The 18,981-nt window shown below is 70.4% G+C and carries 19 protein-coding genes; 9 read left to right on the top strand and 10 right to left on the bottom strand.

The window, feature by feature from the left end:
• Positions 1–33 precede the first annotated feature (33 nt).
• The 3 genes from V7Z97_RS04720 to V7Z97_RS04710 all read left to right on the top strand — a co-directional run bounded on the left by V7Z97_RS04720 (position 34) and on the right by V7Z97_RS04710 (position 1,340).
• Complete coding sequence (locus V7Z97_RS04720; RefSeq protein ID WP_334161764.1) at positions 34–219, top strand: (2Fe-2S)-binding protein; 186 nt, start codon at positions 34–36, stop codon at positions 217–219.
• A gap of 112 nt (positions 220–331) precedes the next feature.
• The gene (bfr, locus tag V7Z97_RS04715; RefSeq protein WP_334161762.1) at positions 332–814 is read left to right on the top strand and encodes a bacterioferritin; all 483 of its coding nucleotides are present in this window, start codon (positions 332–334) and stop codon (positions 812–814) included.
• Positions 815–869: 55 nt separating this feature from the next.
• Entirely contained in the window at positions 870–1,340 is a 471-nt protein-coding gene (locus V7Z97_RS04710; RefSeq protein WP_334161761.1) for a tryptophan-rich sensory protein, read from the top strand.
• A gap of 4 nt (positions 1,341–1,344) precedes the next feature.
• Here V7Z97_RS04710 and V7Z97_RS04705 read toward each other — a convergent pair whose 3' ends face one another.
• From V7Z97_RS04705 to tkt, 7 genes are all read right to left on the bottom strand, one after another.
• Positions 1,345–1,590, bottom strand: coding sequence for a hypothetical protein (locus V7Z97_RS04705; protein WP_334161759.1), 246 nt, complete (start codon positions 1,588–1,590; stop codon positions 1,345–1,347).
• 78 nt (positions 1,591–1,668) lie between these two features.
• Positions 1,669–2,691, bottom strand: a complete 1,023-nt coding sequence (locus tag V7Z97_RS04700) for a class I fructose-bisphosphate aldolase (protein ID WP_334161758.1) — start codon at positions 2,689–2,691, stop codon at positions 1,669–1,671.
• A 14-nt stretch (positions 2,692–2,705) separates the two neighbouring features.
• A complete protein-coding gene (locus V7Z97_RS04695) occupies positions 2,706–3,905 on the bottom strand; it encodes a phosphoglycerate kinase (protein WP_334161757.1) in 1,200 nt (399 codons plus the stop codon).
• 10 nt (positions 3,906–3,915) lie between these two features.
• On the bottom strand, positions 3,916–4,926 hold the full coding sequence (gene gap / locus V7Z97_RS04690) for a type I glyceraldehyde-3-phosphate dehydrogenase (RefSeq protein WP_334161756.1): 1,011 nt from the start codon (positions 4,924–4,926) through the stop codon (positions 3,916–3,918).
• Positions 4,927–5,115: 189 nt separating this feature from the next.
• Positions 5,116–7,158 carry an alpha/beta hydrolase family protein gene (locus V7Z97_RS04685; RefSeq protein ID WP_334161754.1) on the bottom strand — a complete coding sequence of 681 codons (2,043 nt, stop codon included), beginning with the start codon at positions 7,156–7,158 and terminating at the stop codon, positions 5,116–5,118.
• Positions 7,159–7,243: 85 nt separating this feature from the next.
• Positions 7,244–8,440, bottom strand: a complete 1,197-nt coding sequence (purT, locus tag V7Z97_RS04680; protein WP_334161753.1) for a formate-dependent phosphoribosylglycinamide formyltransferase — start codon at positions 8,438–8,440, stop codon at positions 7,244–7,246.
• Positions 8,440–10,440, bottom strand: coding sequence for a transketolase (gene tkt / locus V7Z97_RS04675; RefSeq protein ID WP_334161798.1), 2,001 nt, complete (start codon positions 10,438–10,440; stop codon positions 8,440–8,442). Before tkt ends, purT begins: the two co-directional genes overlap by 1 nt.
• 178 nt (positions 10,441–10,618) lie before the next feature.
• Here tkt and V7Z97_RS04670 point away from each other — a divergent pair, with 178 nt between their 5' ends.
• The 4 genes from V7Z97_RS04670 (at position 10,619) to V7Z97_RS04655 (ending at position 12,879) form a co-directional block, all read left to right on the top strand.
• A complete protein-coding gene (locus V7Z97_RS04670) occupies positions 10,619–10,888 on the top strand; it encodes a DUF4164 family protein (protein WP_334161752.1) in 270 nt (89 codons plus the stop codon).
• Positions 10,889–10,892: 4 nt separating this feature from the next.
• The gene (locus V7Z97_RS04665; RefSeq protein ID WP_334161751.1) at positions 10,893–11,231 is read left to right on the top strand and encodes a cell division protein ZapA; all 339 of its coding nucleotides are present in this window, start codon (positions 10,893–10,895) and stop codon (positions 11,229–11,231) included.
• A gap of 235 nt (positions 11,232–11,466) precedes the next feature.
• Positions 11,467–12,033, top strand: coding sequence for a 5-formyltetrahydrofolate cyclo-ligase (locus V7Z97_RS04660; RefSeq protein ID WP_334161750.1), 567 nt, complete (start codon positions 11,467–11,469; stop codon positions 12,031–12,033).
• Positions 12,034–12,042: 9 nt separating this feature from the next.
• Complete coding sequence (locus V7Z97_RS04655; protein WP_334161749.1) at positions 12,043–12,879, top strand: TIGR00282 family metallophosphoesterase; 837 nt, start codon at positions 12,043–12,045, stop codon at positions 12,877–12,879.
• Here the strand turns inward: V7Z97_RS04655 and V7Z97_RS04650 are convergent.
• Positions 12,876–14,606: an ATP-binding protein gene (locus tag V7Z97_RS04650; protein ID WP_334161747.1), complete on the bottom strand. Its 1,731-nt coding sequence runs from the start codon at positions 14,604–14,606 to the stop codon at positions 12,876–12,878. The genes V7Z97_RS04655 and V7Z97_RS04650 overlap by 4 nt on opposite strands.
• Before the next feature lie 128 nt (positions 14,607–14,734).
• Positions 14,735–16,465 (bottom strand): ATP-binding protein, encoded by a 1,731-nt coding sequence (locus V7Z97_RS04645; protein ID WP_334161746.1) that lies wholly within the window; start codon positions 16,463–16,465, stop codon positions 14,735–14,737.
• 185 nt (positions 16,466–16,650) lie between these two features.
• Here V7Z97_RS04645 and V7Z97_RS04640 point away from each other — a divergent pair, with 185 nt between their 5' ends.
• Both V7Z97_RS04640 and V7Z97_RS04635 read left to right on the top strand, forming a co-directional pair.
• Entirely contained in the window at positions 16,651–17,004 is a 354-nt protein-coding gene (locus V7Z97_RS04640) for a phage holin family protein (RefSeq protein ID WP_334161797.1), read from the top strand.
• A gap of 3 nt (positions 17,005–17,007) precedes the next feature.
• Complete coding sequence (locus V7Z97_RS04635; protein WP_334161744.1) at positions 17,008–17,265, top strand: hypothetical protein; 258 nt, start codon at positions 17,008–17,010, stop codon at positions 17,263–17,265.
• 63 nt (positions 17,266–17,328) lie between these two features.
• Here V7Z97_RS04635 and groL read toward each other — a convergent pair whose 3' ends face one another.
• Positions 17,329–18,978, bottom strand: coding sequence for a chaperonin GroEL (gene groL / locus V7Z97_RS04630; protein WP_334161743.1), 1,650 nt, complete (start codon positions 18,976–18,978; stop codon positions 17,329–17,331).
• Between the last annotated feature and the right edge of the window lie 3 nt (positions 18,979–18,981).

Genomic DNA, 18,981 nt, shown 5'->3' with positions numbered 1-18,981 from the left:
AAGTCAACGAACCAGTCGAGAAACGGGCGGTCCATGTACGTCTGCAACTGCAACGGCATCCGTGAGCGAGAAGTCCGCGCGGCGATCGCCGCCGGCGCATCCCGGCCGGCCGAGATCTTCAAGGCGTGCGACAGCCGTCCCCAGTGCGCCCGCTGCGTCTGCGACATGCGCGAGATGCTCGAGACCGAGCGCGAGATGCTCCGCTACGCGGCGGAGTAGGCGCGCGGGACCTGCGTTCCGGCGAGCGACAATCACTCGCAAACATAGGTTTTGACTTCGCGGGAAGCGCGGACGAGGGTCCGCCCCTTCACGATTTCAGCGGAGGCTTACCGTGCAGGGCGACAAGGCGATCATCCGGCTCCTGAACCAGGTGCTCACCAACGAGCTGACCGCGGTCAACCAGTACTTCCTGCACGCGCGGATGTACGAGAACTGGGGCCTCAAACGTCTCGGCAAGATCACCTACGACGAGTCGATCGGCGAGATGAAGCACGCCGACCTGCTCATCAAGCGCATCCTGTTCCTGGACGGGCTGCCGAACCTGCAGGACCTGCACAAGCTGAAGATCGGCGAGACGGTTGGCGAATGCCTGGCGTCCGACCTGGAGGTCGAGGTGGGCGGCCGCTCCGTGCTCGTCGACGGGGTGAAGCAGTGCGAGCTGGCCCAGGACTATGTGAGCCGCGAGATCCTCACCGAGATCCTGGTGGACACCGAGGACCACATCGATTTCCTCGAGACGCAGCTCGGCCTCTTGAAGAGCCTGGGTGAGCAGAACTACCTGCAGAGCGCCATGGGCGAGCTCCCGGACAGCTGACCGGAACCGAGCCGGCGCCCGTGGATTAGGTCGCGAGGACGTCAGGGAGGCCCGCATGCATGAGAACGCCCACGCGCCCGCGAGGGGGCGTCCGCTGGCGCAGGACGTGCTGACCGGCCTGGCGCTCACAGCCGGCGCGGTGGCGGTCTCGGCGGTGCTGGCCAGGGCCTTCTCGCCGGCCGAGGACTATCCGGAAGTCTATTCCGATTACGAGGACCCCAACCCGCCGGAGCCTGCGGCGCCTGCGCCACAGCGCACGGTGTTCAGCGTGCTGTGGCCGCCGCTGTTCCTGGCGCTGACGCTGTCGGGCCTCAGGATCTGGAGCTCGCCGCGCGGGCCCGCCCGGACCCAGGCGCTGACCCTGTGGGCCATGGCCCAGGCGCTGAACACGGTGTGGATGGCGTTCGGGCCGCGCCGGCTGGGCGGCCAGGTGGCGTCCACGGTGGCCTCGCTGGGCGCGGCCGGCGCCTATGCCCTGCGCGCGCGCCGGATCGAACCGGCGGCCAACCGCGCGACCGTGCACTGAGGCCCTACCAGCGGTCCTCGTCCATTCGGTCGTCGTAGCCGTGGTTGGCGGAATAGAAGGCCAGCCACATCAGGAAGCCGGCCAGAGCCGCCACCACGGCCACGCCGCCAACCACATAGGGCCAGATGGGCCCCAGCTCCGCCCAGCCGCCGCCGATCTCCGACGCGGCGAAGAACGCCCAGCCGGCGAACACCGCGAAGGCGGCGAGCCCCAGGAAGGCCAGACCCAGGACGACGGCGTGTTTGCGCATGGACGGCCAACCGTTGCGGGGCCGTCGCGGTTCCTACGGTGAGGGTCCTCTCCCGCCGGAGCGGGAGAGGGAGCCGGCTCAGGCGGCCTTTTCGAGCGCGCCTTCCCACTGGCCGACGCTGGCCAGGCCGTTCATCTTCGCCCGGTGGGCGAAGGCCCGCTGGGCGGCCGCGACGTTCTCGGACTTGCCGGACCAGGCCTTCTGCGGCGCGGCCTGCAGGGCCCGGCCGTAGGAGAAGGTCATCTTCCAGGGGAAGCCGCCGATCTTGTTCATGGCGTCGAGGTGGGCCGTAGCCTCCTCGTCGCTCTGGCCGCCCGACAGGTAGGCGATGCCCGGCACCGCCGACGGCACGGTGGCCTTCAGGGCCGCGATCGTGCGGTGCGCCACCTCGTCCACCGAGGCGCGCTTCGTGCACTTCTTGCCGCAGACCACCATGTTCGGCTTCAGCACCATGCCTTCCAGGGCCACGCGCTGCTCGAACAGCTCCTGGAACACGGTGGAGAGCACCCAGCGGGTGACCTCGTCGCAGCGGTCGATGTCGTGGGCGCCGTCCATCAGGATCTCGGGCTCGACGATCGGCACGATCTGGTTGGCCTGACAGATGGCCGCGTAGCGGGCCAGGGCGTGGGCGTTGGCCTTCACCGCGCCCCAGGTCGGGATGCCGTCGGCGATGTCGATCACCGCGCGCCACTTGGCGAAGCGGGCGCCGCGCTCATAGTCCTTCTTCAGGCGGTCGCCGAGGCCGTCGAGGCCCTCGGTGATGGTCTCGCCCGGGAAGCCGGGGAGCGGCTTGGCCCCCTTGTCGACCTTGATGCCCGGGACCGAGCCGGCCTGGGTGATCAGGTCCACCAGCGGCGTGCCGTCGGCGGCGTTCTGGTAGAGGGTCTCCTCGAACAGGATCACGCCCGAGATGTGGTCGCGCATGGTCTCGGTCGAGCGGAACAGCAGCTCGCGATAGTCGCGGCGGTTCTGCTCGTTGTTCTCGACGCCGATGGCGTCGAAGCGCTTCTGGATCGTGCCGGTGCTTTCGTCCGCCGCCAGGATGCCCTTGCCGGGCGTCACCATCTTCTCGGCGATTTCGTTCAGAGCCGCGAGATTCATCACTTCCCCACTCGTTATCGGGACAGGGCCGCCACTCCGGGCAGCTCCTTGCCTTCCATCCATTCCAAGAACGCACCGCCCGCCGTTGAGACGAAGGTGAAATCGTCCACGACGCCGGCCGCGTTGAGGGCGGCGACCGTATCACCCCCGCCCGCCACCGCCACGAGCTTGCCGGACCCGGCGAGCCGTGCGGCCTCCTGCGCAGCTTGAACGGTCGCCTTGTCAAAGGGTTGCACCTCGAACACGCCGAGCGGACCGTTCCAGATCAGCGTCTTCGACTGGCGCATGGCCGCGAGGATCTCGGTGACGGTCTCCGGGCCGGCGTCGAAGATCTTGCGGGCCTCGCCGAGCGGCGCGTCCTTGGAGAGCTTCACGACCTCGCTCGCGACGCCGGGCTTCAGGTCCTCGGCGACGACCACGTCGACCGGCAGGATGATCCGGCAGCCGGCGGCCTGCGCCTTCTCCAGGATCTCGCGGGCGGTGTCGGCCATGTCCTTTTCACAGAGAGAGCCGCCGACGTCGAACCCTTGCGCATACTGGAAGGTGTTGGCCATGCCGCCGCCGATGGCGAGGTACTGCAGCCGGCCGACCAGGTTGTTCAGCAGGTCGAGCTTGGTGGAGACCTTTGCGCCCCCGACGATGCCCATCACCGGCCGTTCCGGCTTGCCGAGCGCCATGTCGAGGGCGTCCAGCTCGCGCCGCATCTGCTCGCCCGCGTAGGCCGGCAGGAGCCGCGCCAGGCCCTCGGTGGAGGCGTGCGCCCGGTGGGCGGCGGAGAAGGCGTCGTTGACGTAGAGGTCGCCGTTGGCGGCCAGCGCCTGCGCGAACGCCGGATCGTTCTTCTCCTCGCCCGCCTCGTAGCGGACGTTCTCCAGCAGCAGCACGCCGCCGGGCGGCAGCGCCTCGACCGCGGCCTTCGCCCCCTCGCCGGAACAGTCGTCGGCGAAGGCCACCGGCGCGCCGAGCAGCTTCGACAGCGGCTCGACCACCGGCCTCAGGCTCATCTCCGGGACGCGCTTGCCCTTCGGCCGGTCGAAGTGGGCCAGCAGGACCACCCTGGCGCCGCCCTTGCGGAGCTTCTCGATGGTCGGCAGCGCCGCGCGCAGCCGGGTGTCGTCGGTCACCCGGCCGTCGGCCATGGGCACGTTGAAGTCCACGCGCACCAGGGCGCGCCGGCCCTGGAGTTCGGCGTCGTCGAGGGTGCGGAAGGCCATCGTCGCGGTCTTAGAGGTACTTCGCCATGTGGACGGCGGTGTCGCTCATCCGGGTCGAGAAGCCCCACTCGTTGTCGTACCAGGAGAGCACGCGGGCGAGCTGGCCCTCGATCACCTGGGTCTGCGGCAGCGCCACGGTGGACGAGGCGGGGTTGTGGTTGAAGTCCATGGAGACCAGCGGCTCGTTGGTGACGGCCAGGACGCCCTTCAGCGCGCCGTTGGCGGCGGCCTCGAGGGCGGCGTTGATCTCGTCCTTGGTCACCGAGCGGCCCGGCACGAACTTCAGGTCGACCACCGAGACGTTGGGGGTCGGCACGCGGATCGAGGAGCCGTCCAGCTTGCCGGTCAGCGCCGGGATCACCAGGCCCAGCGCCTTGGCCGCGCCGGTGGAGGTCGGGATCATGGACATGGCCGCGGCGCGGGCGCGGTAGAGGTCCTTGTGCATGGTGTCCAGCGTCGGCTGGTCGCCCGTGTAGGAATGGATCGTGGTCATGTAGCCACGCTCGATCCCGCAGAGATCCTGCAGGACCTTGGCCACCGGCGCCAGGCAGTTCGTGGTGCACGAGGCGTTGGAGATGATGGTGTCTTCGGCCGACAGGGTCTCGTGGTTCACGCCGTAGACGATGGTCTTGTCCACGCCATCTCCGGGCGCGGAGATGATCACCCGCTTGGCGCCGGCCTCCAGGTGGGCGGCGGCCTTGTCGCGGGCGGTGAACAGGCCGGTGCACTCCAGCGCGATGTCGACGCCCAGATCCTTGTGCGGCAGTTCCGCGGGGTTGCGGATCGCGGTGACCTTGATCGGGGCGTAGCCGGCCACCTCGATCGTGTCGCCGGCCACCTTCACCGCGGCCGGGAAGCGGCCGTGCACGCTGTCATAGCGGAGCAGGTGGGCGTTGGTCTCGACCGGGCCCAGGTCGTTGATCGCCACCACCTCAATGTCCTTGCGGCCATGTTCGACGATCGAGCGCAGGACCAGGCGGCCAATGCGACCGAAACCGTTGATGGCGACGCGAACGGGCATGGGTGGGACCTCCTGGGCGGCCTAGGGACGTGATTGCGGGGCGTTCTTTCGGTCGCTGACAGCCAAGTCAACCCCTCGCAGGGTCAACTCTGGCGCCGCCTTGCGACCGACACCGCTGTCATTCTGCGAACAGGGCCTCAATCCACGAAACCGCAGATCGTGCCCTGGAAAATCAGCCGCGGACCGGCCTCACTGCCCGGCGCCCGGCTGGCCGTCGAGCGCCGCCTTCAGGCCCGGCGAGAACTCCGCCCCATGCACGGCCTTGAGCGACGAGCCCTTCAGCGCCTCGCCGAACGGCTCCGCGCGGCCCCCCAGGCACCGTTCCAGGAAGTGCTCGCTGGTGGCGAAGAAGGCGAGGCTGTTCTCCGGCCGGGCGAAGCCGTGGCCCTCGTCGGGGAACAGGACATAGGTCACCGGCGTGCCCCTGGCCTTCATGGCCTCGACGATCTGGTCGCTCTCGGCCTGCTTCACCCGCGGGTCGTTGGCCCCCTGGCCGATCAGCAGCGGCCGCCTGATCTGGTCGGCCTTGAACAGGGGCGAGCGCGCCTTCAGCAGGGCCTGGCCCTCGGGCGTGCCCGGGTTGCCGATGGCCCGGTGGAACTGCGCCCGGCCGGCCTCCCAGTAGGGCGGGATGGTCGACAGCAGGGTCGCCAGGTTGGAGGGGCCGACGATGTCGACCCCGCAGGCGAAGGTCTCGGGCGTGAAGGCCAGGCCCACGAGGGTGGCGTAGCCGCCGTAGGAGCCGCCGAGGATGGCCACCTTGTCCTTGCTGGCGACGCCCGCCTTCACCGCCCAGTCGACGGCGTCCAGCAGGTCGTCGTGCATCTTGCCGCCCCATTCGCGGTCGCCGGCGTTGATCCACGCCTTGCCGAAGCCAGTGGAGGCCCGGAAGTTGGGCGACAGCACCGCATAGCCGCGGTTGGCGAGCCACTGGTGCAGGCTGTTGTAGCCAAAGGAGTCGCGGGCCCAGGGCCCGCCGTGCACCACCAGCACCATCGGGACGGCCGTCTCGGGCCGGCCGTCGCCGTCGGCGTCCGAACCCGGCGGCAGGGTGAGGTAGGAGACCTGGGTGAAGCCGTCGCGGGTCTTGATCTCCACCGGATGCATCGGCTGCAGCGGCGCGCCCTCCAGTTCCGGGCGGGTGGTGTAGAGCTTGGTCAGCGACCTGGCCTTGCGATCGTAGAGCCACATGGCGGTAGGCTCGGTCACCCGGTCCTCGCCGACCGTCCAGAGGCTGTCGTCGTCGGTCCGCGAGGTGACGGAGAACTGGCCCTTCAGCCGGCTCTTCAGGAAGTCGAGGTCGGGCTCGATCGCCGGATCGATCGGCCGCCATTCGTTCTTCAGGTAGTTCACCCCGTAGGCCTGGACCTTGCCGGTCTCCGGATCGGCAAGGCCGCCGCTGACGTCGGCGCGGGGATCCTCGCCGATCACCGTGGTCCGTCCGGTCTTCAGGTCCTGCGCCACCAGGGCGGCGGTGTTCCGGCCGCGGCTGTCGATCCAGTAGAGGGTCGCGCCGTCGCGGGTGAAGCCGGCGGGGGCCGTGGTCAGGGCGTCCGCGGGCTCGATCACCTGGATCGGCTTCTCCGACACCGTCTGGCCGTCGATGGCGTAGACCTCCTGGCCGCCATCGGGGCGCGGCTTGAGGGCCAGGCGGACGTTCAGCTTCTCGTCGGCGACGAAGCCGCCGAAGCCCGGGTTCTGGAAGACGAGCGTCAGCTTGCCGGTCTTCAGGTCGAGGCTGTGGACGTCGTGCCAGCGCGGGTCGCGGTTGTTCAGGCCGACGAGGATGCGGTCCTTCACGTCGCGGCTCACCGAGACGATCGTCGCCCGGGTCTTGTCGAACGGGGTCAGCGCCGTCTGCACGCCAGTCTGCACGTCGACGCCGTAGACCTTGTAGTTCTCGTCGCCCCCGGTGTCTGTGACGAACAGGATGGAGGCCGAATCCGGCGCCCAGAAATAGCCCGCGACGGGCCGCTTCTTCTCCGCGGTCATCGGCTTCGCCCGGGCCGGGTCGGAGACCGGGGCCACCCAGACGTTCATCACGCCGTCGCGCGGCGCGGTCCACGAGAGCCACTTGCCGTCCGGGCTCAACCGGCCGGCGGCCTTCTGGGGATTGCCGAACAGCTTGGCGCGGGCGATCAGCGGCGCGCCGCCGTCCTGGGGCTGGGCCGCGACGGGCGCGGCCGCGAGCGCCAGCACGGCGCAGGCGGTGACCAGGGCAAGCTTCTTCATCACGTCCCCCCATCGGTTTCACGCGCGCAGCTGCGCACCTGCTGATGGTGCCTCAGGCGGCGAAGGACGTACAGGTTGTGTGGGGTCAGCCCCGGACCGGCTTGACCTTGCCGGCGGCCTGCCGGGCCCGTTCGCGGGCCTCGTCGACGTTGCCGCCGCGGGCGACGGCGACGCCCATGCGGCGGCGCTCGAAGCTCTCGGGCTTGCCGAACAGGCGCAGGTCCGCGCCCGGGACGGCGAGCGCCTCGGCGACGCCCTCGAAGGCGACGCCCTTCGCTTCCATGCCGCCGTAGATCACCGCGCTGGCGCCTGGCTCCTTCAGCCGGGTGTCCACCGGCAGGCCGAGGATGGCGCGGGCGTGCAGCTTGAACTCGCTCATCTGCTGGCTGACGAGGGTGACGAGGCCGGTGTCGTGCGGGCGGGGACTGACCTCCGAGAACCAGACGTCGTTGCCCTTCACGAACAGCTCGACCCCGAAGATGCCCAGGCCGCCCAGGGCCTCGGTCACCCCGCGGGCGATCTCGCGGGCCTTCTTCAGCGCCGGCGGGCTCATCCCTTGCGGCTGCCAGCTCTCCACATAGTCGCCCTTCACCTGCCGGTGGCCGATGGGGTCGCAGAAGCTGGTCACCACCTCGCCGTGGACCAGGCTGCGCACGGTGAGCTGGGTGATCTCGAAGTCGAAGTCCACGCGGCCCTCGACGATCACGCGGGGCTGCTCGACCCGGCCGCCCTCGAGCGCGTAGCGCCAGGCCTGGGCGATCTGGTCGGGATGCTCGACGTAGGACTGGCCTTTGCCGGAACTGCTCATCACCGGCTTCACGAAGCAGGGGAAGCCGGTCACCTCGGCCGCGGCCTTGGCGAGCTCCTCCTCCGTGGAGGCGAAGGCGTAGGCGCTGGTGGGCAGGCCGAGCTCCTCGGCGGCGAGCCGGCGGATGCCCTCGCGGTTCATGGTGAGCTGGGCGGCGCGGGCGGTGGGGATGACGGTCGCCAGGCCCTCGGCCTCGATCTTCACCAGCTCGTCGGTGGCGATGGCCTCGATCTCCGGCACGATCAGGTGCGGCCGCTCGGCCTCGACGAGCGCCCGCAGCGCCGCCCCGTCGGTCATGGCGATCACGTGGGACCGGTGCGCCACCTGCTGGGCCGGTGCGTCGGGATAGCGGTCGACGGCGATCACCTCGCAGCCCAGCCGCTGCAGCTCGATGGCCACCTCCTTGCCGAGCTCGCCCGAGCCCAGCAGCATCACCCGCACGGCGGTGGGCGAGAGCGGCGTGCCGAGGCGCATCAGTCCAGCTTCGCCTTGGCGGCTTCGGCCACGGCCTCGGCGGTGATGCCGAAGTGCCTGTAAAGGGCCTTGTCGGGGGCGCTGGCGCCGAAGCCGGTCATGCCGACGAAGACGCCGTCCGAGCCGATGAAGCGGTCCCAGCCCATGCGCACGCCGGCCTCCACGGCCACGCGCACCGGCGTCTCGCCGATCAGGGCCTCCTGGTAGTCGCGCGGCTGGGCGTCGAAGAGCTCGAAGCAGGGGACGGAGACCACGCGGGCGCCCACGCCCTCGGCCTCCAGCAGGTCGCGGGCGGCGAGCGCCACGGGGACCTCGGTGCCGGAGGCGAAGATGGTCACCTGGGCCGGGTGGCCGGCGGCGGCGAGCTGGTAGGCGCCGCGGGCGGAGAGGTTCTCGCCGGCCTGGCCGCGCACGGCGGCGGTCTTCTGGCGGGAGAGCGCCATCACCGTCGGCGTGCGCTTCGCGTCCAGCGCCAGCTTCCAGCACTCGGCGGTCTCGATCAGGTCGGCCGGGCGGAAGACGTTGAGGTTCGGCATGGCCCGCAGGGCGGCCAGGTGCTCCACCGGCTGGTGGGTGGGGCCGTCCTCGCCGAGGCCGATGGAGTCATGGGTGCCCACGTGGATAACGCGGACGCCCATCAGGGCGGCCAGGCGGATCGCCGGACGGCTGTAGTCGGTGAAGACGAGGAACGTCCCGCCGTAGGGGATCACACCGCCGTGCAGGGCGAGGCCGTTCATCGCCGCGGCCATGCCGAACTCGCGAACGCCGTAGTTCACGTAGCGGCCAGCGTAGTCCGGGGCGTCGAACACCGGGGTGTTCTTGACGAAGGTGTTGTTCGAGCCGGTCAGGTCGGCGGAACCGCCCACCAGCTCGGGGATCTCGCCGAAGATCTTCTCCAGCACGGCGCCGGAATGCTGGCGCGTGGCGGCCGCGGGTTTGGAGGTCGCGGCCTCGGCCATCAGGGCGTCCAGGCGCTCGAAGGCGTGGGCCGGCAGCTCACCGGAGATCGCCCGCTCGAACTCGGCCCGCTGCGGGGAGGCGGCCAGGCGCTGCTCCCAGGCCTTCAGGAGCTTGCGGCCGCGGCGGCCGGCGGCGCGCCAGGGCTTGTAGACCTCGTCGGGCACCACGAAGGGCTCGTGCGGCCAGCCGAGGTTCTCGCGGGTCTTCACCACCTCGTCCTTGCCCAGGGCCTTGCCGTGCACGTCGTGGGTGCCCGCGAAGGTCGGCGAGCCCTTGCCGATGATCGTCTTGCAGGCGATCAGGCTGGGCTTGTCCTGCTTGGTCGCCCAGGCGAGCGCCCGGCGGATCTGGCCCTCGTCGTGGCCGTCGATCCGCTTCACCCCCCAGCCGGCGGCCTTGAAGCGGGCGAGCTGGTCGGTGGCGTCCGACAGGCCCACGTGGCCGTCGATGGTGATGTCGTTGTCGTCCCAGAGAACCGTGAGCTTGGCGAGCCTCAGCCGTCCGGCCAGGCTGATCGCCTCGTGGCTGACGCCCTCCATCAGGCAGCCGTCACCGGCCACGACCCAGGTCCGGTGGTCGACGAGGTCCTCGCCGAAGCGGGCGGCGAGCTTGCGCTCGGCCATGGCCATGCCGACGGCGGTGGCCAGCCCCTGGCCCAGCGGCCCGGTGGTGGTCTCGACGCCCGGCGTATGACCCCACTCCGGGTGGCCGGCGGTATTGGAGCCGAGCTGCCGGAAGTTCCTGATCTGGTCGAGGGTGACCGCCTTCACGCCCGTCAGGTGCAGGAGCGAATAGAGCAGCATCGAACCGTGGCCGGCGGAGAGCACGAATCGGTCGCGGTCGGCCCAGTCCGGCCGGGCGGAGTCGTACTTCAGGAATTTCGTCCAGAGCACCGTGGCCACGTCGGCCATGCCCATCGGCATGCCGGGGTGGCCGGAGTTGGCCTGCTCGACGGCGTCCATCGAGAGCACGCGGATGGCGTCGGCCATGATCTTCAGGGGCGCTGGCATCGAGGTCCGGAAATCCTGGGCGGAGGGAATGGCGCGGGGGGTGGCATGCGCTGGCGCGAGGGTCAAGGCGAGCGGGGCCGCGGGGCCGTCGCGGGGCGAAGCGGAAAGAAAACAGCCTGTGCGAGCTTCCCGAGCTAAACCCGTAGATTCACAAGGAACCCGACACAGGTCTATAGATTAGGTCGCCATACCTTTTCGGGAGGACGGCATGAACGCGGGCGAAAGCGCGCTCGAACTTGCGGCCAAGCGCCTGGAGCGGGCGGTCGCCATGCTGGAGCAGCGCCTGGCCGAGCGTCTGAAGGACGCCGACACTGGCGGCCTGTTCGACCAGGACCGCGCCCGGCTCGCTGCCGAGCTCGACCACGCCCGGGCCCGCGAGAAGGAACTGGAGGCGGCCGGCGCCGAGGCCTCCGCGGCGCTGGGGCGCGCCATCCTCGAGATCCGCGCCGCCCTGAACGGCGCCGCCCAGGAGCACTGAAGCCATGGCCCAGATCCAGATCGAGGTGAACGGCCGGCCCTACGCCGTCGGCTGCGAGGACGGCCAGGAGCAGCACCTGATGGAGCTGGCCAGGCTGTTCGACCGGCAGGTGCGGCACGTCAGCGCCGACATGGGCCAGCTGGGCGACACCCGCCTGTTCCTGATGGGCGCCCTGCTGCTGGCCGACGAGCTGGCCGACGCGCGCAACCGGCTGGCCAGCCTGCAGGCCGAGCTCGCCCGGCTGCAGTCGGACCGCGCACGGATGGAGACCCGGGCGGTCGCCGCGCTGGAGAACGCCGCCAAGCGGATCGAGAAACTGGCCGTGGACGACGTCGCGGCCTGAGGCCTCGCTTGAGACCGGGGCCCGGGCGCACTACCTTAGACGCCGGCGGGTCTGCTGCGGCTCGCGTCGAAGGCGACATATTCCAGCGACCTTAATTCACTCATAGGGAGCTGTCCCTGCCCCGGACCGTGGTCTTGGGCACACGGCGCCCACCTGGTCTATCCAGGTCGAGGGAATGAAACAGTCCTTCACGGCTCTCGCGGCGCCGCCACCCATTCCCTGCTATGAGCGGGGCGTGAAGACCCTCGACAAGACGACGCTCCGGGTCCTGCTGCGCCAGGTCCGCCGCGGGCTGGCCGCCGGGACGCCGGACGCGGCCGCCCGCGCCGCCCTGCGGCTGCCGCTCGACCGGCTGCCCGCCTTCCGCACCTTCGCAGGCTACCAGCCCACGGGCTCGGAGATGGACCCACGTCCCCTGATGCGCCGCCTGTCCGAGACCGGCGCGGCGGCCGCCCTGCCGGTGGCCGAGAGCCGGGACGCGCCGCTGGCCTTCCGCGCCTGGGACGACGAGAGGCCGCTCGAGCCGGACGCCTTCGGCATCCCGGCCCCGCCACCGGGCGCGGCGCCCGTCCTTCCAGACCTGGTCATCGCGCCGCTGCTCGCCTTCGACCGCCGCGGACACCGTCTGGGGCAGGGGGCCGGCCACTACGACCGGACGTTGGCGAACCTTCGGGCCGTCCAACCCGTTTTCGTGCTTGGCCTCGCCTATTCGGGCCAGGAGGTGGAGGAACTGCCCGCCGAACCCCACGACGAGCGGCTCGATGCGATCCTGACCGAGACGGACTACATCGAGGTCGGCTAAGGACGCTGCATGAAATTCGCCTTCTTTGGAGACGTGGTGGGCCGCTCGGGCCGCGAGGGCCTCGCGGAGCACCTTCCCGGGCTTCGCCGCCGCCTGGACCTCGAGTTCGTGATCGTCAACGGCGAGAACGCCGCCGCCGGCTTCGGCATCACCGAGTCCACCGCCCGCGAACTGTTCGACGCCGGCGCCGACGCGCTGACGCTCGGCAACCACTCGTGGGACCAGAAGGAGGCGCTGACCTACATCGTCCGCGAACCGCGCCTGATCCGGCCGCTGAACTATCCGAAGCTCGCCGATGCCCCCGGCCGCGGGGCGCAGCTCTTCGAGACCCATTCGGGCAAGCGGATCCTGGTGGTGAACCTGCTGGGCCGGGTGTTCATGGACGCCCTCGACGACCCCTTCGCCGCGGTGGACGCCGAGCTGGAGGCCTGCCCGCTCGGCATGGCCGCCGACGCCGTGGTGGTGGACATCCACGCCGAGGCGACGTCGGAGAAGATGGCCATGGGCCACTTCTGCGACGGGCGCGCGAGCCTGGTGGTGGGCACCCACAGCCACGTGCCCACGGCCGACGCCCAGGTCCTGCCCGGGGGCACGGCCTACCAGACCGACGCCGGAGCCTGCGCCGACTACGACAGCGTGATCGGCAACCAGAAGGAAGAGCCGCTGCGGCGGTTCACGACGCGGATCTCCGGCGGCCGCTACAAGCCCGCGGAGGGGCCGGCGACGGTGTGCGGCGTCTATGTGGAGACGGACGACCGCACGGGCCTGGCGCGGCGGATCGAGCCGATCCGCATCGGGGGGCGGCTCTCGCAGACCATTCCGGCCCTGGAATCGGTGCAGGCCTAGGCGACGTCGCGCGCGGCCTGCTTGGTCTCCAGCGCGCGCTCGATGGCGGCGAACAGCTGGGCCGGCTGGATCGGCTTGCCCTGCAGCGCGTCGAAGCCGAGCGCCTTCAGCCGCTCCTCCTCGCCCGGGGAGGCGTCGGCGGTCAGCGCGATCACCGGGATGGCGGCGGGACCCGCGGCGCCGTCGCGGATCCGCCGCACGGCCTCGATCCCGTCCATCACCGGCATCCGGACATCCATCAGCACGATGTCGAAGAGCTCGACCTGCAGGCGCTCGAGGGCGTCGGCCCCGTGCACGGCGGTGTCCACGGACGCCCCGGCGGATTCCAGCAGGGCCCGGGCTACGGCCAGGTTGATCGGGTTGTCGTCGGTGACCAGCACGCGCAGCGGGGGCAGCTCCAGGGGGGCCGTCTCGCGGACCTCGACGGGGCCGCCCTCGACCGCCGGCAGCGGCAGCCAGACGCGGAAGGCGGCGCCCCGGCCGGGCTCGCTCTCCACGTCGATGTCGCCGCCCATCATGGACGCCAGCTTGCGGCAGATGGAGAGGCCGAGGCCCGTGCCGCCGTACTTCCGCGCCGTGGAAACCTCGGCCTGGCTGAACGGCCGGAACAGGCGCGAGACCTGCTCGGCGGTCATGCCCGGGCCCGTGTCGCGGACCACGATCTCCACCCCGCCCTCGCCGTCGGCGCCGGGGGCCCTGCGAAGCGCCAGGACCACGCGCCCCTGCTCGGTGAACTTCAGGGCGTTGGACAGGAGGTTGAGGATGATCTGGCGCACCCGGGCCTCGTCGCCCAGCACGTGGGCGGGCAGGTCGGGATCGACCTCGCAGTCGAGCTGCAGGTCCTTGGCGGCGGCCGCCTCCGTCCAGAGGCGGATGGACTGCTGGCCCACGACCCGCAGGTTGAACGGGGCGACCTCCAGGTCGAGGCGCCCGGCCTCGATCTTGGAGTGGTCGAGTACGTCGTTAAGGATCGTCAGGAGCCCATCGCCGGACCGGAGGATGGTTTCCACATAATCCTGCTGGCGGGCGTCGAGCCGGGTCTGCTGGAGCGCCCGGGCCACGCCGAGCACGCCGTTCATCGGGGTGCGGATCTCGTGGGTGACCATGCCGAGGAAGGCGGACTTGGCCTCGCTGGCCTCGACGGCACGGCGCTCGGCGTCGGCCAGGGCTTCGGCCGTGCGGCCGTTGAGACGCGCCGTGGCGGCCATGTAGACCACGGTCATGGTGAAGCCGAAGCCGAGCATCAGGGCGTCGCGGCCGGAATAGCCGCCGAACACCGCCGGCAGCAGGATCCAGAGCGCCAGGGCGGGGCCGCCTAGCAGGGCGAGGGTGACAGGCGTGCGGAACGAGAAGCCCGCCGCGTGGATCATCAGGGTCACCAGGATCGCCACGGCCGTCAGCCGCAGGGCCTCGTCGCCGGCGGTCCAGCAGCGGACGGCGAGCCAGCACCAGACGAGCCCCGCCAGGAACATCCCGCCGAGATAGGCCGCACGCTGGACCGGGGTGAGGCTCCCGCCGCTCAGGCCCGCGCGGGAGACGAACCGCGTGGCGCCCTCGGTGACGGCGAAGGCTGCGAACCAGACGGCGCCGAAAAGCGGACCGAAGGCCTGGGCCGCGAGCGCCGCGGCGCCGGCCCCGATCAGCAGGCGCACCGTGAGGATTTCCCACGAGGTGCGCGCCACCACGTCCAGCCGATTGTCCAGCAGCCTCCAGCGCCTGTCGCCCACGCCGGCACCCTTTCCACGCTTTGACGGATTTTCAGCGCCGCACAATCGGCGCGCGTCCCTGCGGCAGAATGACCCGTTATGGTAAACAGATCGTTGTTCGGCGAAGAGTGATCGCCGTAATCGCCCCCTCAGGCGACGTCGAGGGCGACCCGCCGGGCCTCCAGGGTCCGCTCGATGGCGGCGAACAGGTGGGCGGGCTGGATCGGCTTGCCCTGGAGCGCGTCGAAGCCGAGCGACTTCAGCCGTTCCTCTTCGCCGGGGGAGTCGTCTGCGGTGAGCGCGATGATCGGGATTCCTGCCGGTCCCGCGGCCCCTTCACGGATTCGCCGCACCGCCTCGATCCCGTCCATCACCGGCATGCGGACGTCCATCAGGACCAGATCGAAGAGCTCGACCTGCAGGCGCTCCAGGGCGTCGGCGCCGTGGACGGCGGTTTCCACGGAGGCGCCGGCGGATTCCAGCAGGGCTCGGGCGACGGCCAGGTTGATCGGGTTGTCGTCCGTGACCAGTACGCGCAGCGGCGGCAACTCGGTGGAGGCCGCTTCCTGGGTGTCCACTGGCCGGCTCTCCGCCGCCGGCAGCGGCAGCCAGACGCGGAAGGTCGAGCCGCGGCCCGGCTCGCTTTCCACGCCGATGTCGCCGCCCATCATGGAGCTCAGCCGCCGGCAGATGGAGAGGCCCAGGCCCGTGCCGCCGAACTTTCGCGCCGTGGATGCGTCGGCCTGGCTGTAGGGGCGGAACAGGCGCGAGACCTGCTCGGCGGTCATGCCCGGCCCGGTGTCGGCGACCAGGATCTCCACCGCGCCCTCGCCGTCGGCGGCGGGCGCCGGGCGCACGGTCAGGCTGACACGCCCGTGCTCGGTGAACTTCAGGGCGTTGGACAAGAGGTTGAGGATGATCTGGCGGACCCGGGTCTCGTCGCCCTGGACGTGGTGGGGGAGCGCGGGGTCGATGTCGCAGACCAGCTCCAGATCCTTGGCGGCGGCGGCCTCGGTCCAGAGCTGCAGGGACTGCTGGCTGACCGCCTTGAGGTTGAACGGGGCGACCTCCAGATCGAGGCGCCCTGCCTCGATCTTGGAGTGGTCGAGCACGTCGTTGAGGATGGCGAGCAGGTCGTCGCCGGACCGGACGATGGTCTCCACATAGTCCCGCTGACGGGCGTTGAGTTCGGTCTGCTGAAGCGCCCGGGCCATGCCCAGCACGCCGTTCATCGGGGTGCGCAGTTCGTGGGTGACCATGCTGAGGAAGGCGGACTTGGCCTCGTTGGCGTCGACGGCGCGGCGCTCCGCGTCGGCCAGGGCGGCGGCGTTCTGGGCGGTGGCGCGGGCGGCGGCGGCCACATAGGCGAGGGCCATGGCGAAGCCGAAGCCGACGATCAGCAGGTGGTCGAGCGCATAGCCGCCGAACACGGTCGGCAGGAGCATCCAGAGGAGGGCGGCCGGAACGCCCATGACCGCCAGGGCGGCGGGGGTGTGTGAGGAGAAGCCCTGGGCGTGGACCAGCACGGTGACAAGGATGGCCACCGCGGCCAGGCGCAGGGCCTCCTCGCCGGAGACCCAGCCGCGGACCGCGAGCGAACACCAGACCAGGCCAGCCAGCCCCATCCAGACGACGTAGCCGAGGCGGGCGGAAGACGGCAGGCGGCCGCCCCGCGCGGCCCTTCGGGAGGCGAGGCGGGCGCCGGCCTCCGTGAGCGCGAAACAGGCGAGCCAGCCGAGGCTCCAGGCGAGACCGAAGGGTTCGATGGACAGGAGGGTCGCCGCGACCGCCGCCGCCACCCGGACGGCCAGCACCTCCCACGACGTGCGCGCCACGATATCCAGCCGCTCGTCGAGCGCCTTCCACTGCGGTTTTCCCACGCGCAGCCCCCCTTTTTTCTTGAGCCCCCCGCCGCAAGCTTGGCCGTGGCGAGTCGGCGCGCTCATCTACAACAGCTCGCCGAATGGCGTCCACCGCGGTTGCAAGGGCGGCTTCGCATTCGGGCCCAGGTTGCGACCGGGGCGAAACGCGGCTCTAGTGCGAGTGCAACGGGAGGGGTCTCATGCTGGCCAAGTTCATCGTGCGCGCCATCTTCGCGGCGCTCGGGCTGTGGCTCGCGTCCAGGTTCGTGCCTGGGGTGAGGGTGGACGACACCGGCACCCTGGTCCTCGCGGCCGTACTGCTGGGGATCGTCAACGCCTTCGTCCGGCCGGTGGTCTTCGTGCTGACCCTGCCGATCACCATCCTGACCCTGGGCCTGTTCCTGCTGGTGGTGAACGCCGCGATGATCGGCCTCGTGGCCTGGCTTCTGTCGGGCTTCCACGTGGACGGCCTGGTGGCCGGCATACTGGCCGCCATCGTCACGGGCGTGACGAGCTGGGTCGGCTACATGGTGCTGGGCGACGCGCGGCGGGACTAGACCATGGCGGGGCCGCAGAAGAACCTCTGGTTCAAGTACGAGGTCACCGCGGGTCGCTTCAGCGCCACGCCCGTGGCCTGGCAGGGCTGGCTCGCGCTGCTGCTGCTCGTGGCGGTCCCCACCGGCCTGCTGCTTCTCGCCGCCCCCTGGCTCGCGCGTCTGGGTCCGCTCGGCATGCTCCTGGGACTGGCGGTGGTCTTCGCCATCGTCTTCCCGGGCGCCGTCGCCCTCGCCCGCGCCAAGGGCCGGCGCGCGGACTGACCGCCCAAAGAAAAAGGGCGGAGCCTCGCGGCCCCGCCCCCCATCTCGGTCGGTAGGCGTGGACTAGAAGTCCATGTCGCCCATGCCGCCCATGCCACCGCCCGGCATGCCGCCGGCGCCGGCGCCACCCTTCTTGGGGGCCTCGACGATTGCGGCTTCCGTGGTGATCAGCAGGCCAGCCACCGAGGCGGCGTCCTGCAGGGCCGTGCGGACGACCTTCGCCGGGTCGATCACGCCGGCCTGCACGAGGTCGACGTACTCTTCCGTCTGGGCGTTGAAGCCGAAGGTGGGCGAGGCGTTCTCGAGCACCTTGCCGACCACGATCGAGCCTTCCACGCCGGCGTTCTCGGCGATCTGACGGATCGGGGCCTGCAGCGCCCGGCGCACGATGGCCACGCCGGCTTCCTGGTCGTCGTTGTCGCCCTTGAAGCCGTCGAGAACCTTCGAGGCCTTCAGGAGCGCGACGCCGCCGCCGGGGACGATGCCTTCTTCCACCGCGGCGCGGGTGGCGTTCAGGGCGTCGTCGACGCGGTCCTTCTTCTCCTTCACCTCGACTTCGGTGGCGCCGCCGACGCGGATCACCGCAACACCGCCCGCCAGCTTGGCGAGACGCTCTTGCAGCTTTTCCTTGTCGTAGTCGGAGGTGGTGTCCTCGATCTGCTTCTTGATCTGGGCCACGCGGCCTTCGATGCCGGCCTTGTCACCCGAGCCGTCGACGATCGTGGTGTCGTCCTTGGTGATGGTGACCTTCTTGGCGCGGCCGAGCATGTCGAGCGACACGTTCTCGAGCTTGATGCCGAGGTCTTCGGAGATCAGCTGGCCGCCGGTCAGGATGGCGATGTCTTCCAGCATGGCCTTGCGGCGGTCGCCGAAGCCCGGAGCCTTCACCGCCGCGACGCGCAGGCCGCCGCGCAGCTTGTTGACCACGAGGGTCGCCAGCGCTTCGCCTTCCACGTCTTCCGCGATGATCAGCAGCGGGCGGCCCGACTGCACGACGGCCTCGAGGACCGGCAGCAGGGGCTGCAGCGAGGAGAGCTTCTTCTCGAAGAGCAGGATCAGCGGCTCCTCGAGGTCGGCCTCCATCTTCTCCGCATTCGTGATGAAGTACGGAGAGAGGTAGCCGCGGTCGAACTGCATGCCCTCGACCACGTCGAGCTCGGTCTCGGCGGTCTTGGCTTCTTCGACGGTGATGACACCCTCGTTGCCGACCTTCTCCATGGCGCGGGCGATCATCTCGCCCACTTCCAGGTCGCCGTTAGCGGAGATGGTGCCGACCTGGGCGATCTCGGAGTTGGCCGAGACCTTCTTGGCGTTGCCCTTGATCTCCTCGATGACCTTGGCGACCGCCTTGTCGACGCCGCGCTTCAGGTCCATCGGGTTCATGCCGGCGGCCACCGACTTCAGGCCCTCGACGACGATCGCCTGGGCCAGGACCGTGGCGGTCGTGGTGCCGTCACCGGCCTTGTCGTTGGTCTTGGAGGCGACTTCGCGGATCAGTTGGGCGCCGAGGTTCTCGAACTTGTCGGAAAGCTCGATTTCCTTGGCGACCGACACGCCGTCCTTGGTGGAGCGCGGGGCGCCGAAGGACTTCTCGATGACCACGTTGCGCCCCTTGGGGCCCAGGGTCACCTTCACCGCGTTGGCGAGGATGTTGACGCCGCGCAGCATGCGGTCGCGCGCGTCGGAGGAGAAATAGACGTCTTTGGCAGCCATGTT

Source organism: Phenylobacterium sp. (assembly GCF_036821595.1).
In the GTDB taxonomy this organism is placed as follows: Bacteria; Pseudomonadota; Alphaproteobacteria; order Caulobacterales; family Caulobacteraceae; genus Phenylobacterium.
Note: the sequence above shows the minus strand (reverse complement) of the source record. Positions and strands in the feature narration are given on the sequence as shown.

Excerpts from the sequence above, each read along its gene's own strand:
- V7Z97_RS04670 (WP_334161752.1), top strand. The coding sequence starts at position 10,619 with ATGAACGCGGGCGAAAGCGCGCTCGAACTTGCGGCCAAGCGCCTGGAG.
- V7Z97_RS04655 (WP_334161749.1), top strand. The coding sequence starts at position 12,043 with ATGAAATTCGCCTTCTTTGGAGACGTGGTGGGCCGCTCGGGCCGCGAG.
- V7Z97_RS04705 (WP_334161759.1), bottom strand. The coding sequence starts at position 1,590 with ATGCGCAAACACGCCGTCGTCCTGGGTCTGGCCTTCCTGGGGCTCGCC.
- purT (WP_334161753.1), bottom strand. The coding sequence starts at position 8,440 with ATGCGCCTCGGCACGCCGCTCTCGCCCACCGCCGTGCGGGTGATGCTG.
- V7Z97_RS04710 (WP_334161761.1), top strand. The coding sequence starts at position 870 with ATGCATGAGAACGCCCACGCGCCCGCGAGGGGGCGTCCGCTGGCGCAG.
- gap (WP_334161756.1), bottom strand. The coding sequence starts at position 4,926 with ATGCCCGTTCGCGTCGCCATCAACGGTTTCGGTCGCATTGGCCGCCTG.
- V7Z97_RS04720 (WP_334161764.1), top strand. The coding sequence starts at position 34 with ATGTACGTCTGCAACTGCAACGGCATCCGTGAGCGAGAAGTCCGCGCG.
- V7Z97_RS04695 (WP_334161757.1), bottom strand. The coding sequence starts at position 3,905 with ATGGCCTTCCGCACCCTCGACGACGCCGAACTCCAGGGCCGGCGCGCC.
- V7Z97_RS04700 (WP_334161758.1), bottom strand. The coding sequence starts at position 2,691 with ATGAATCTCGCGGCTCTGAACGAAATCGCCGAGAAGATGGTGACGCCC.
- V7Z97_RS04635 (WP_334161744.1), top strand. The coding sequence starts at position 17,008 with ATGGCGGGGCCGCAGAAGAACCTCTGGTTCAAGTACGAGGTCACCGCG.
- V7Z97_RS04685 (WP_334161754.1), bottom strand. The coding sequence starts at position 7,158 with ATGAAGAAGCTTGCCCTGGTCACCGCCTGCGCCGTGCTGGCGCTCGCG.
- V7Z97_RS04665 (WP_334161751.1), top strand. The coding sequence starts at position 10,893 with ATGGCCCAGATCCAGATCGAGGTGAACGGCCGGCCCTACGCCGTCGGC.
- groL (WP_334161743.1), bottom strand. The coding sequence starts at position 18,978 with ATGGCTGCCAAAGACGTCTATTTCTCCTCCGACGCGCGCGACCGCATG.